We start from the raw sequence: 14,378 nt of genomic DNA, 5'->3' as shown, positions 1-14,378 counted from the left end.
TACCGATGAGCATCGACACTACAACACCCCACATACCGCCATTAGGCCGGTCATTGCCTGCCGCCGCCATAGCCGCCCAGCTCAATGCGGCCTTGCATGAGCATCATGCAGTAGTAGTCGTGGCGCCGCCGGGCGCAGGCAAGTCGACACTGCTGCCACTCACCATGCTCGACGCCATGCCGCAGGGGCGCATCGTCATGCTTGAACCCCGGCGCATCGCTGCCCGGCAGGTGGCCATGCGCATGGCCCAGATGCTGGGAGAACCCGTGGGCAAGACCGTGGGCTACCAAATAAGATTTGAACGGAAGATTACGGCACAGACCCGGATAGAGGTTGTAACCGAGGGCATACTCACACGCCGCATGGCCGGCGACCCCACACTCGAGGGCGTGAATTGCGTGATCTTCGACGAGTTTCACGAGCGCAGCCTGTCGACCGACCTGGCCTTCTGCCTGGCCCAGCACGTGAAGAGCATCCTGCGTCCCGACCTCAACATTGTTGTCATGTCGGCAACCATCGACACCCAGGCCATATGCCAAGCCATAGGAGCAAGAGCGATAAGCTGCAGTGGCAAGATATATCCTGTGGAGACCGTGAGAACCAATGTCGACATCACCCCACAGCAGATACCTGAAGCAGTGGCCATCATCGTGAGCCAGGCCCACAGGCGGCACGAGGGCGACATCCTTGCCTTCTTGCCAGGACAGGCCGACATCATGCGCTGCGCCGAGCTCCTGGGCGACAATCTGAGCCCGACCCGCGTGTACCCCCTCTATGGCAATCTCAGTGCACAAGAGCAATATGAGGCCATCGCCCCGTCGGCACCGGGGCACCGCAAGATAGTGCTGGCCACGCCCATTGCCGAGACTTCGATTACTATCGAAGGCGTGCGCATAGTAGTCGACAGCGGCTACTACCGCCAGCTGGTGTATGACCCAGCCAGCGGACTGAGCCATCTCGAGACCGTGCGCACCAGCAAAGACATGGCCAAGCAACGCGCCGGACGCGCGGGTCGCGTAGCGCCCGGCACATGCTACCAACTGTGGACAGCGGCCACCGAGCTGCGCATGAGCGAGCAACGCCAGCCCGAAATCATGAATGCCGACCTCACGCCTGTGGTGCTCGACATCGCCGCCCTGGGCGAGACCAGCGTCAAGACACTGCCCTGGCTCACCCCGCCTGCCGACCTCGACGTCATCAAGGCCAGCAGGCAGCTGCAACTGTTGCATGCCATCACGGCCAGCGGACACATCACTCCCCTGGGCCGCCGAATGGCTACACTGCCCTGCCACCCCCGCATTGCCAGGATGATGCTGCACGGCGGCCAACCGCAACTCAAGGCACTGGCCTGCGACATCGCAGCTATACTCGAGGAAAAAGACGTGCTCGCCACAGCCAGTGCCGGCGCCAGCCTGCTACTGCGCGTCACAAGCCTGCGCGATGCCCGCCGCAACAAGCGCTTGGGGCCATGGCGGCGCATAGCCATGGTGGCACAGGAATATGCCCGCATGGCACACGTGCCTCTCGACAACTCCTATCCAAGCGCAGAAGACATAGGCCAGCTGGTGGCCACAGGCTACCCCGAGCGTGTCGCCAAAGCCGTGGGCAACAACGGCATCTATCAACTGGCCAGCGGCGGCACGGTGCAACTCGACCCTGCCGACCAGCTCACAGGCTACCAATGGCTGGCCATCGCCTCACTGCACGCAGGCAACCAGGGGCACGGCCACGTGTATCTTGCAGCACCTGTCGACATTGCCGACCTTGACAGTCTCGCCCAGTGGTGCGACAATGTGACGTGGATTACCCATCAAGGCGGCATCGTAGCCCGCCGCGAGCAACGCCTGGGGCAGCTCGTGATACAGTCTAAACCCATCGATATTGCCGACAACGACCAGCTCACCCGCATCGTGTGCAAGGCAGTCGCCCGTGAGGGGCTGAGTCTGCTCGACTGGAGCGACGAGGTGAAGACCCTGCAACTGAGAGTAGCCCTTGTCGCCAAGTGGCATGCCGAACTGTCGCTGCCCGACCTCACCACCAGCCACTTGCTGCAGAATGCCGACACATGGCTGCCACTGTATCTCACCGAAAACAGCCGTGCGATAACAACCGTTGCCCAGCTGCGAAAAATCAATCTTGCCGAAGTGCTGTGGAACATCATGACCTACCAGCAGCAGCAGGCCGTAGAGCGCCTTGCCCCGTCGCGCATAAGAGTGGCGTCGGGCCGGCACATAAAAGTGAGATACCGGCCTGGCACCGACGTGCCAGTGCTCAGCGTGCGACTGCAAGAGTGCTTCGGCATGACCGACACCCCCTGTGTCGACGACGGGCAAGTGCCCGTGCTCATGGAGATGCTGAGCCCTGGCTTCAAGCCCGTGCAGCTCACCCGCGACCTGCGCAGTTTCTGGCACACCACCTACTACGAGGTGCGCAAAGAATTGCGCCGCCGCTATCCCAAGCATGCCTGGCCCGACGACCCCATGCAATACAAGCCCGTGGCGAGAAGCAACAAGCCCCGGCACTTGCAGCAACAGTGAAAGGGGGCATGTAAGTTCAATTAAGAAATGCAATTTTGCGATTTTGGCAAATTGTACTAACTTTGTAAAATAATTGAAATTAGACCGGTCACCCAGGCCGGCAACAAGACAAAATTTTTTACTGTAATTATGGCAAAACAAGAAGACGTTTTCAAGAAGATTGTGGCACATGCCAAGGAGTATGGGTTCGTTTTTCCCTCAAGCGAGATCTATGACGGGCTGGGAGCCGTGTACGACTACGGCCAAAACGGCGTGGAGATGAAAAACAACATCAAGCGCTACTGGTGGGAGGCAATGACCCGCCTGCACGAGAACATCGTGGGCCTTGACTCGGCCATCTTCATGCACCCCACGATATGGAAGGCCAGCGGCCACGTCGACGCATTCAACGACCCGCTCATCGACAACCGCGACTCCAAGAAGCGCTACCGCGCCGACGTGCTCATTGAAGACGAAATTGCAAAATACGACGACAAAATCAACAAGGAAGTAGCCAAGGCTGCCAAGCGATTTGGCGAGAGCTTCGACGAGGCCCTGTACCGCAAGACCAACCCTCGCGTGCTCGAGCACGTGCAGAAGCGCGACGCCCTGCACAAGCGCTATGAGGTGGCCATGAACGCCAACGACCTGAAGGAGCTCAAGCAGATCATCGTCGACGAGGGCATCGTCGACCCCATATCGGGCACCAAGAACTGGACCGACGTGCGCCAGTTCAACCTCATGTTCAAGACGCAGATGGGCAGCACGGGCGACTCGCAGATGGACATCTACCTGCGCCCCGAGACTGCACAAGGCATCTTTGTAAACTTCCTGAACGTGCAGAAGACGGGACGCATGCGCATCCCCTTCGGCATTGCCCAGATAGGCAAGGCCTTCCGCAACGAGATAGTAGCCCGCCAGTTCATCTTCCGCATGCGCGAGTTTGAGCAGATGGAGATGCAATTCTTTGTGCGCCCGGGCGAGGAGATGGAGTGGTTTGAATACTGGAAAAAGACCCGCCTCAAGTGGCACCAGGCCCTGGGCATGGGCAACGAGAAGTACCGCTTCCACGACCACGAGAAACTGGCCCACTATGCCAACGCCGCCACCGACATCGAGTTTCTCATGCCCTTCGGCTTCAAGGAGGTGGAAGGCATACACAGCCGCACCGACTTTGACCTGTCGCAGCACGAGAAATTCTCGGGCAAGAAGATACAATACTTCGACCCAGAGCTGGGCAAGAGCTACACCCCCTACGACATCGAGACCTCGATAGGCGTCGACCGCATGTTCCTCTCGGTGTTCTGCTCGAGCTACGACGAGCAGACGCTCGACAACGGCGAGACCCGCGTGGTGCTGCACCTGCCCAAGCAGCTGGCACCGGTGAAGTGCGCTGTGCTGCCGCTGGTGAAGAAAGACGGGCTTCCCGAGAAGGCACAGGAAATCATGGACGTGCTGCGCTTCGACTTCAATTGCCGCTACGACGAGAAGGACTCGGTGGGCAAGCGCTACCGCCGCCAGGATGCCATAGGCACGCCCTACTGCATCACCGTCGACGGCCAGACGCTCGAAGACAACACCGTGACCCTGCGCGACCGCGACACCATGAGCCAGGAGCGCGTGGCCATCGACCGCCTGCCCGGCATCATAAGCGAGGCTTGCGACATGAACGCGTTGCTGCGCAAGCTGGTGTGATTTCAATCGACATTATTTTCAAAAAAACAGGCATATAGAATGAAAAAATTCCCCATGATATTGATGCTGTGTTTCCTCGTTGCAGGGATCATGACATCGTGCTTGGACTCAGACAACACAGGCGACATCGACAAGGACTACCTGGAGGCCAACACCAACTTCTTCAAGGCCCAGGCCAGCCTCAAGAATGCCGACGGCACCGACTACTACAAGGTGGTGACCGCCGCTTGGGACCCGACGGCCCAAGTGCTCATGCACTGGTTCAACGACACGGCTGCCACAGCCGGCAACCTCAAGCCGCTCTACACGTCGATTGTCGACGTGAAGTACAAGCTCACGCTCTACGACGGCACAGCAGTCGACTCGTCCTACACGCGCACCAGTCCGGCCGACAGCGTGTTTCGCACCCGCATCAACACAGGCGTGATCATGGGTTGGCCCATAGCGCTCACCCGCATGCACATAGGCGACAGCTGCCGCGTGGTGGTGCCCTACAGCCAGGGCTACGGCTCGACCGACTACGACCTGATAAAGGCTGGCAGCACGCTCGTCTTCGACATGAAGCTGGTGGGCATACCTGCCTATGAGACGGGCAAGGCAAGCAGCAACTGAGCCATAGGGGGAAAAACCACACACAGCGTGCCCTCTCCCCTATTTTCATTTTCACACACAACACACACACAACAACCCGCGAGGCACACAGGCTACCTTGCGGGTTGCTTTTCAGAAAAAGAAAAAAAAACAAACGCAGATAAACGCAAAACTATGAAAGTAAAAGAAATCACCAGCGCCATCGAGGCCTACGCCCCACTCTACCTGCAAGAAGACTATGACAACGCCGGCATGCAAGTGGGCAACCCCGAGCAGGAAATCACCGGTGTGCTGCTGTGCACCGACGTGCGCGAGCCCATAGTCGACGAGGCCATCGCCCGAGGCTTCAACCTCGTCATCTCGCACCACCCGCTCATCTTTCACGGCATCAAGAAGATAGCCGGGCGCAACTACATCGAGCGAATCATCGCCAAGGCCATAAAGCACGACATCACCATCTATTGCGCCCACACCAACATCGACAGCGCGCGGGGCGGCGTGAGCTTCAAGATGGCACAGAAACTGGGGTTGAAAAATGTGGAAATACTCAGCCCGCGGCAAGGCCTGCTCGAGAAGCTCGTGACCTATGTACCCACGGCACAGGCCTCCAGGGTAGAGCAAGCCATGTTCACGGCCGGGGCCGGCCGCCTGGGCGACTACGACTCGTGCAGCTACAGGCTCGAGGGGCAAGGCCGCTACCGCGCTCTTGAGGGTGCCACCCCCTTTGCCGGCACAGTGGGCGAGCATCACACCGAACCCGAGACGCGTGTCGAGGTGCTGGTGCACAAGCCTCTCATGGGAAAGGTGGTGACCGCCATGCTCAAGGCACACCCCTACGAGGAACCCGCCTTCGACATCATCCCTCTCGACAACGTCGACCGCTACAGCGGCCTGGGCGTGATAGGCGACATCGAGCCCCAGCCTGCACTCGACTTTCTCGAGCGTGTGAAACAAGCCTTCGAGGTTGAAGCCTTGCGCTACAGCGGCGACACCGACAAGACGGTGAGCCGCATCGCCATGTGCGGCGGCGCCGGGGCCGAGTTCACCAGCCTCGCCCTGGCCAGGCACGCGCAGGTGTACATCACCGGCGACTTGAAATACCACGAGTTTATGGGCAACGAGGACAGCATCATTCTGGCCGACATAGGGCATTATGAAAGCGAGCACTATACAAAAGAGATTTTTTTGGATATAATTCGGCAAAAAATTCCTAACTTTGCAGTTGCTTTTGCAAGCAATGAAAAAAATCAAGTAAAATATTTGTAAGTGTATGGCTACATCTAAAGAAACAGAACTCACTGTAGAAGAGCGCTTGAAAACGCTCTACCAACTCCAAAAACTCCTTTCAGAGGTTGACCGCATCAAGACCCTGCGCGGCGAGCTTCCTCTCGAAGTCCAAGACCTGGAAGACGAAATCGAAGGTCTCCAGACCCGTCTCAAGAACTGCGACGACCAGGTTGCCGAGCTCCAGGCCGATATTGAGCAGCAGCACAAGACCATCGACCAGGCCGCAGCCATGATCGACAAATACACCAAGGACCAGGACAACGTGCGCAACAACCGCGAGTATGACTACTTGACCAAGGAAATCGAGTACCAGCAGCTCAACATCGAACTTGCCGAGAAGAAGATAAACGAGGCTGGACGCCAAATCGACGCCATAGGCCTCGAGGCCAACGACAGCCAGGCACAGCTTGAAGACGCCGAGCACGTGCTGGGCGAGAAAAAGAGCGAGCTCGAGGAAATCGTGTCGGAGACCAAGGACCAGGAAGAAAAACTGCGCGTAAAGGCCAAGAAACTGGAAGACAAGTTTGACGACGACCGCCTGCTCCAAGCCTTCAAGCGCATACGCAAGAATGCCCGCAACGGTCTGGGCGTGGTCTATGTGCAGCGCAACGCTTGCGGCGGTTGCTTCAACCGCATCCCGGCACAACGCCAAATGGAGATAAAGATGCACAAGAAAATCATCGTGTGCGAGTATTGCGGCCGCATCCTCATCGATCCCGAGCTTGCAGGCGTGACCGACTCGGAGGCACAGAACAAAGACTAACGAAAACCGGCCACAATCACGACAAGAGGCCGTTGGTTTCCAGCACTTAGTCGAGCTCACACACTCACAGGGGAGGGAGAAAAAAGGGCTATTGCTACAAACCATTTTACTATGACATCAAGCCAGGCAACTCGGTTTTGCTTGGCTTTTTTATTTTTTTAAACGCGGCAAATCTTGCCAATGAAAACAAAAACATTTAAATTTGTAACCATATAGCGAAGATTGAAAACCAATCTCACTCAACTACATGCACATTTCGATCGAATTATAACAACTTCAAATCAAGTTCAACAATAAATGAAAAAACTGTTCACATTACTGCTCTTGGCAGTGAGCGTGCTCACGGCCCGAGCCATCCCTGCATTTCCCTACCCGCAGACTATCACCCAGCCCGACGGGTCGAGCGTGACCATCGTCATGCACGGCGATGAGAACTTCAACTACGCCACTACAACCGACGGCTACACAGTGACCTGGAACCAGGAAGGCTGTGTGGTGTATGCCAAAATCGAAAACAACGAGATAAAGCCCACCGGCATCGTGGCCCACGACGCTGGAAGCCGCACAGCCAGCGACAAGGAATACCTGCGCAGTGTGGGCAAGACGGCACTGCCCGCCACAGGCAGCATCGAGGCGGCCATAGCCAGCCGCAAGGCCCCACGGCACAAGTTGAGCACGTGGGACATAAGCAAGTTTCACGGCCTCGTGGTGCTGGTGCAGTTCAAAGACCGCCCTTTTCTCTACAGCAACACACGAGAACTGTTTAACAACATGATAAACGGCGACGGCTATACTGGCTACTACGACTCGATACACAGCAAGCAGGTCGACTGCACCGGCAGCGTGCACGACTACTTCAACGAGAACTCCAAGGGCAACTTTGCTCCCTACTTCGACGTGGTGGGCCCTGTAGTTGTAGACTATGCCCAAACCTCGCCGCAGCAAGCCAACTATGCCAGCAGCATCTTCACCGCCGCGCTCAAGCAAGTCGACAGCACGGTCGACTACAGCAAGTATGACACCAACGGCGACGGCGTGGTCGACATGGTGTATTTCATCGTCTCGGGGGGCGGCAGCCATGCGGGCAACAACAGCAGGTACCTGTGGCCCCATGCCAGCACCTTCTCGGGCCTGCGGCTCGACGGGGTGAGCTTTGGGCGCTACGCCTGCTCTACCGAGCTATACGGGCTGGAAAACCAAAAGCAGCTTGACGGCATAGGCACCATTTGCCACGAGTTCAGCCACGTGCTGGGACTCGACGACCACTACGACGTGGACTATGCCACCAGCGGCTACAGCTCGCATCCCAACCACTGGGATCTCATGGCATCAGGCTCCTACAACGGCGAGAGCCGCACGCCCGCCGGCTACAACCTCTACGAGCGCTGGGCGCTGGGATGGAGCACGCCCCAAGTGGTAGAAAGCCGCGGGGTGCGCAAAGTATACCCCTTGCAGGAGTCAAATGCCGGCTACCGCATCAACTCGCAGCTGACCGACGAGTATTTTCTCATCGAGAACCGCCAAGCCACACGTTGGGACGCTGCCCTGCCTGGCAACGGCCTGCTGGTGTGGCGCGTCGACTCGACCAGCGCCACTGCCTGGACGAGCAACAAGGTGAACAACAACCCCGACCACAACTATTTTGAACTCGTGCGCGCAGCCGAGCACGACACCATTGTCACCAGCGGTGTCAAGAGCTACACACTGGCCGTCGACGGCAAGTGGGACCCCTTCCCTGGCTCGGCCGGTGTCGACTCGCTGGTGAACGCAACCAGCAAGCCCCACATCAACTCGTGGACCGGGCTCAAGACAGAGTGGACACTCAAAAACATTAAGACCGGCAACGGCTACATGACCTTCAATGCGGTGAGAGACCCCATCTCGGCCTATGTCGAGACCTTTGAGACCATGCCACTCACCACAGCCGACGCCACAGGCATGCAAGGCACATTCTCAAAGTGGGACTTCACCAAGGCCATCGTGGCCGAGCCCGAGGCCGGCTGGTGCGACGGCACCAAGGCTGCCGGCCTGCTCAAGGGCGGCGACATCCACACTACCGTGGCAGTGAACGAGGCGGTAAACACCATGAGCTTCAACTACTACAATCCCACCAGCAGTGCAGCTGTGGTGCGGTGCTACTACTCGACCAACGGCGGCACCACATGGACCAATGCCAAGACCTACTCGGGCACCACCTATCTGCGCGTCAACGCCCAGTCGGCAAGCGAGGGCGAGTTCCAGATTGGCACAACCGAGCCCGTGCTGCTGAAGATTTCCTTGTTCAGCGGCAGCTCATCGAGCTACAGCTATGTCGACAACGTGACCGTGAAATATGAAAGCCACGGGGACGACGACACACTTGAGGGCGATGTAAATGCCGACGGCACTGTCGACGTGAGCGACGTCACCTCGCTCATCAACAAAGTGCTGGGTCTGGCCAGCTATGACGATGCCGTGTGCGACATCAACACCGACGGCGACATCGACGTGAGCGATGTCACCGCACTGGTCAACATCGTGCTCAGCAGCAAGCAGTAGCCGCATCGGGGCAACAACAGGAGCGTCAACACTTTTTCTCCCTTCACATCACAACACAGGGTCGCGCCACGGCGTGGCCCTGCGTTGTTGTGGCAGGACAGCAATGCCTCAAAATCACAAAAAAGGGCCAATATCGCTGCATTTTTTACAAAAACAAGACAAAAACTTGCAGTTTTGCAACATTTAGTGTACTTTAGGTGGATAAATTTGTATAGACCAACAAACCCTTTATTATTTATGAGAAAAACGCTATTCCTCTTATTAGCCTTCATCATGGCGGCATTGCCCCTATCGATGAACGCCGAGTTGAAAACCTGGACCTTTGAGTGGAACAAAAGCCACAGCGACAACACCTCGCAAGGTTTCTACAACTTCGGCACCAACTATGTAGAAAAAGACGTGTACACCACCGAGCTCAACACCCTCACGTGGAGTATTGCCTCGACAGGCACCCACAAGTATGCCTACACGGCCAAGTCGGGCCAGACCATAGGCACCAATCTCGAAGCGTCGACCCACACCTCGCTGTGGACCGAGTCGCTTGCTGGCAAAGTGCGGGCCGTGCGCGTGCAAACGCGCACCAACAAGAACGAGAACCAGGCCGACTTGAGCGTGACGGTGAACGGCGTGAAATACCAGTGCAACGGCACTGACAAGGCTGCCATGACCGCCACGCTGGCCGATTACGAGTTTAAGAGTGCCAGCGAGGCCGCCGCTGCCGAGGGCAAGATCGAAATCAGCATCGACCCCACCTCGGAGGCCAAGGGCACCTTGTATATCAAAAAGATAGAAATCGACTATGAGGTGGCCGCCTCAAGCGTGGCTGCCCCCACCTTCAACCCGGCAGCCGGCACCTACGACTCGGCCCAGCAAGTGACCATTGCAGCAGGCCAGGGGCTGAGCGTGTACTACACCACCGACAATTCCAACCCGCGCCTCGATGGCGGCACGCGCAAGCTCTATAGCGCCCCGGTCGTCATCGACACCACCACCACGCTCAAGGCCGTGGCCTACAACGGCACCGACTACAGCGACATTGCCCAGGCACAATATGTGATACGCAAGTCGCCCGAGCTGCGGTTCTATGTCGACAGCTTGTCGCTGCTGAGCGGCAAGGACGGATATGCCGACCTGATCAACCCCCACAAGGTGGAGCCCGTGACCTACACCAGCAGCGACTGGCAAGTGTGCTCGGTCGACGAGATGGGCATGCTCTACTCCTCCTATGTGACCGAGCAGAAGACGGTGACCATCACAGCCCGCTTTGCCGGCAACGAGACCTACTTGCCCGGTGTGGCCACCATGAGGGTGACCGTTGTGCCCAATCCGCCCCTTGCCACGCCGCAAGTGAGCCCGGCAGGCGGCACCTACAACGACTCGGTCGAGGTCACCATCACCAGCACCGATGAGCGCAGTGTCACCATTTGGTACTCAACCATAGCCAAGTCGGAGGAGGAATTTGAAAGCGACTACACCAAGAGCACGGTGGTAGAGGGCAAAGAAGCCAAGTTCACCATCGACAAGAGCTGCACCCTCTATGTGATGACACGCGGCTACAACGTGAACAGCCCAGTGATGAAATACCAGTTCACCATCAACACGGCGCTCAAGGCCGACTTTGCCACCGACAGGTCCTATATCACCCGCTATGCCCAGAACTTCGACAACACCGACAGCCTGAAGCAATGGACCGTGGGCAGTGGCTGGAAGCTGGCCGACAACAAATTCTCGACCATCGACCCCACCGACAAGCTCTCGATTGCCGTGGGCTACAACGACGGCACCGGCAGCACCACGCTCACCTCGCCCGAGTTCACTGTCGAGCCCAACAGCGAGGTGTCGTTCTACGCCCGCTTCTCGGCAGTGTTTCTCGTCTACGGCTCGTGGCAGTTCAATGTGGTGAACACCGCCACAGGCGAAACCACCCAGCTGCTCGACGCCTTCAAGTGGGCCCAGGACAACAATTACACCGGCCCCAAGTGGAACCGCTTTGAGTACAACCTGAAGCAATTTGAGGGACAGAAGGTAAAATTCCAGTTCAACTACAACTATGGGGGCGAGGACCTCGCGCTCGACAACTTCGCGCTCAAGGTGCTCGACGAGCAGTCGGCCGAGGCTATACACATCTTCGAGGGCGACAGCATCACCTTTATCAGCACCTCGCTGGGCGACCCCGACAGCCTGCAATGGACGCTCGACGGAGCCACCCCGCCAGCCTCGACCCTGAAGACGGTGACGGCCACCTATGCTCACAGCGGCAGCTACGACGTCACGCTCACCGTGAAGCGTGGCACCGAGAGCAACACCATCACGCGCAAGGCCTATGTTGTGGTGTCGCAACAGGCGCCCACGGCCATCATCGGCCTGCCCGAGGAGGGCTATGAGTCGCCATTTGTGGGCGTGTTTGTCCCCGTGAATGTGCCCGTCACCTTCCGCGACCTGTCGACCGGCAATCCCACCGAGTGGAAGTGGGTGTTCCAGAACACCGACATCACATCGAGCACCGAGCAGAACCCCACCGTCACCTACCTCGATAAGGGCCGCTTCAGCGTGGGCCTCACCGCCAAGAACGCTGCCGGGCAGAGCAACGACGTGCTCACCTATGCCGTGCAGGCCGGCGGGGCACAATATGTGTGGAACATTTCGACCGAGGAAAACACCAACCTCTCCAAGATAGACCTGGGCTGGTATGGCAACTATGCCGGCAGCAACTGGCTGGGCATGCGCCGCTTTGCCGAGCAGTACAAGGCTCCGCTGGCCGATGCCACCATCGACAGCGTGGCTGTGTACTTTGCCTCCAATGCCACCGTGTCGCCCGATTCCACCATTGTGCTCACCGTCAACGCTGTCGACGACAAGGGCAATCCCGGGCAGATACTGGGCACCACCAGCATCAAGGCCAGCCAAATCAAGTACAGCGACGACGACTATCTGGCCACCGTGTTCAAGCTGGCACAGCCCGTGAAGCTGTCGAAGGGGCAGAAATTCTTTGTAGCAGTGGGCCCGTTCCCCAACGCTACCGATGAGGCCAGCTACAAGACCGACGACATCGCCATCTTCTGCCTGCGCAGGCCTGTGGGCGGCAAGTGCACCACTTGGCACGAGCTGGAAGACCAAGACGAAAACGGAAGGTCGCTGGGCACCTACAGCTGGCTGCCCAACACCGACGACCCCGTGTCGATGGCCATCGCCCCCGTGGTGACCTACGACGCCCTGTCGACAGCCGTGACCACCGTCGAGCAGAGCAACCCGAGCAACAGCAAGATCGTGGCCATCTACACCCTGAGCGGCATGCAAGTCGATAGCATGGAGCCTGGCCACATCTATATTGTGAAGCGTGCCGACGGCACCGCAAGCAAGGTGAAGATTGTGAAATAATCACCCTATACCCAACACATAGGCACCCCCATCGATGCCGCGATTGCCAAGCCACAGCTGCAATCGCGGCATCTTTTTCTTCCTTTTCCCAAAGGCTATCACAAAAACACGAGTAATTGCCAAAACAAGGGCAAATGTTCAAAAATTGATTAAAAAAGCAGCCAAAAAGCAATGTTTTGTTAAAAACATCATCCTCCCTATTGCTATTAAAAATATAATTATTATCTTTGCAATGGTTTTTCATGGTATTAGTTTTTAAGGTTACGAAATAACTGGCGTCGGGAGACGGTTTTTATTTCGTTTTTGTTTAAGGTTTATGTTAATGGTATTAGAAGGTTAATTAGTTAAGCAATCCCAGATAGCGATATCCGGGATTTTTTTTGCCCCCCCTTCGACGCGGTTGATGTGTTACAACAAAAAACAATTATGGACGCATTATATATATAAGGGCAACAGTGCTCAACAACACTTGATTTAACAAGAAGATGAAAGCAACATTTCTACTTTTCCTACTATTGCCTGTGGCTGCACAGGTCTATGTCACGCTGCGCGTGTGGCAACTGCTGGCGGCGCTGCCCGTGCTGCGCATGGCAGCGGCTGTGCTCATGAGCGCGGCCTTTGTCTCATCGATAGTAGCCGTAGCGGGCATCATCGACCGCTGGCCCATGTGGCTGGCCACGGCCGTATATGAGGTGGGCACGTCGTGGCTCATCGTGCTGCTCTATCTTGCCCTGGCGATGGGCGTGCTCGACCTGCTCAGGCTGTGTCACGCTACAGGGTGCGGGACGCTGCACGCCAACGCGTGGCTTGCCGCCGGCATCGCCGTGGGCATAGCGGCCCTGCTGGCCTACGGCTACTGGCACTACAACGACAAGCAGCGCGTGCCCCTGCAGGTGGCCACCCACAAGATGACGGGCCCCGCAACCAGGATAGTGCTCGTGAGCGACTTGCACTTGGGCTACCACAACCGCCGGTCCGACTTGCACCGGTGGTTGCAGCTGCTCAAGGCCGAGCGCCCGGCAGCCATCGTGGTAGGCGGCGACATCATCGACGGCAGCTACCGCCCGGTCGAGGAGCAAGGCATGGCCCGCGAGTTCAGGGAGCTGGGCATCCCCGTGTATGCCTGCCTGGGCAACCACGACTACTACACCGGACTCAGCGCCGACCTCAAGTTCTGCCGCGAGGCTGGCATCACCGTGTTGCGCGACGACACTGCATCGCTGGCTGGCATCACGCTCATTGGGCGCGACGACCGCACCAACCCGCGCCGCAAGCCGCTCGAGCACATCATGCGCGGCATCGACCGCAGCAAGTTTCTCCTTGAAATCGACCATCAGCCCTACCACCTGGAAGAGGCCGAGCGCTGCGGCGTCGACTTTGAGTTTGCCGGCCACACCCATTACGGGCAAGTGTGGCCCGTGAACTGGATCACACGGGCCGTGTTTGAAGACGCCTTCGGCCCCTATCGCAAGGGCAAAACGCAGTACTACGTGAGCTCGGGCCTGGGCATATGGGGCGGCAAGTTCCGCATAGGCACGCGATCGGAATACATCGTGCTCACCATCAATCCCGCCTGATTGCCACAGGAGGCCCTCGCCAACACTGACGAC

General features: G+C 57.8%; 8 protein-coding genes. All 8 read left to right on the top strand.

Annotation, left to right across the window (positions count from 1 at the left end):
* The first annotated feature begins 5 nt into the window (after nucleotides 1-5).
* The 8 genes from hrpB to GF423_RS10530 all read left to right on the top strand — a co-directional run bounded on the left by hrpB (nucleotide 6) and on the right by GF423_RS10530 (nucleotide 14,345).
* The gene (gene hrpB / locus GF423_RS10565) at nucleotides 6-2,537 is read left to right on the top strand and encodes an ATP-dependent helicase HrpB (protein WP_154328322.1); all 2,532 of its coding nucleotides are present in this window, start codon (nucleotides 6-8) and stop codon (nucleotides 2,535-2,537) included.
* 129 nt (nucleotides 2,538-2,666) lie between these two features.
* A complete protein-coding gene (locus GF423_RS10560; RefSeq protein WP_154328321.1) occupies nucleotides 2,667-4,211 on the top strand; it encodes a glycine--tRNA ligase in 1,545 nt (514 codons plus the stop codon).
* 39 nt (nucleotides 4,212-4,250) lie between these two features.
* A complete protein-coding gene (locus tag GF423_RS10555; RefSeq protein ID WP_154328320.1) occupies nucleotides 4,251-4,823 on the top strand; it encodes a BamJ family beta-barrel-assembly machinery protein in 573 nt (190 codons plus the stop codon).
* Nucleotides 4,824-4,976: 153 nt separating this feature from the next.
* A complete protein-coding gene (locus tag GF423_RS10550; protein ID WP_154328319.1) occupies nucleotides 4,977-6,068 on the top strand; it encodes a Nif3-like dinuclear metal center hexameric protein in 1,092 nt (363 codons plus the stop codon).
* Nucleotides 6,069-6,072: 4 nt separating this feature from the next.
* Nucleotides 6,073-6,852: a zinc ribbon domain-containing protein gene (locus GF423_RS10545; RefSeq protein WP_154328318.1), complete on the top strand. Its 780-nt coding sequence runs from the start codon at nucleotides 6,073-6,075 to the stop codon at nucleotides 6,850-6,852.
* A gap of 297 nt (nucleotides 6,853-7,149) precedes the next feature.
* Nucleotides 7,150-9,390, top strand: coding sequence for a M6 family metalloprotease domain-containing protein (locus GF423_RS10540; protein WP_154328317.1), 2,241 nt, complete (start codon nucleotides 7,150-7,152; stop codon nucleotides 9,388-9,390).
* Between the two features lie 237 nt (nucleotides 9,391-9,627).
* A complete protein-coding gene (locus tag GF423_RS10535; protein ID WP_154328316.1) occupies nucleotides 9,628-12,768 on the top strand; it encodes a PKD domain-containing protein in 3,141 nt (1,046 codons plus the stop codon).
* A 485-nt stretch (nucleotides 12,769-13,253) separates the two neighbouring features.
* Nucleotides 13,254-14,345 (top strand): metallophosphoesterase, encoded by a 1,092-nt coding sequence (locus GF423_RS10530; protein ID WP_154328315.1) that lies wholly within the window; start codon nucleotides 13,254-13,256, stop codon nucleotides 14,343-14,345.
* Nucleotides 14,346-14,378: the final 33 nt, after the last annotated feature.

The organism is Sodaliphilus pleomorphus, from assembly GCF_009676955.1.
GTDB lineage: Bacteria > Bacteroidota > Bacteroidia > Bacteroidales > Muribaculaceae > Sodaliphilus > Sodaliphilus pleomorphus.
This window is presented reverse-complemented; position numbering and strand designations above follow the sequence as displayed.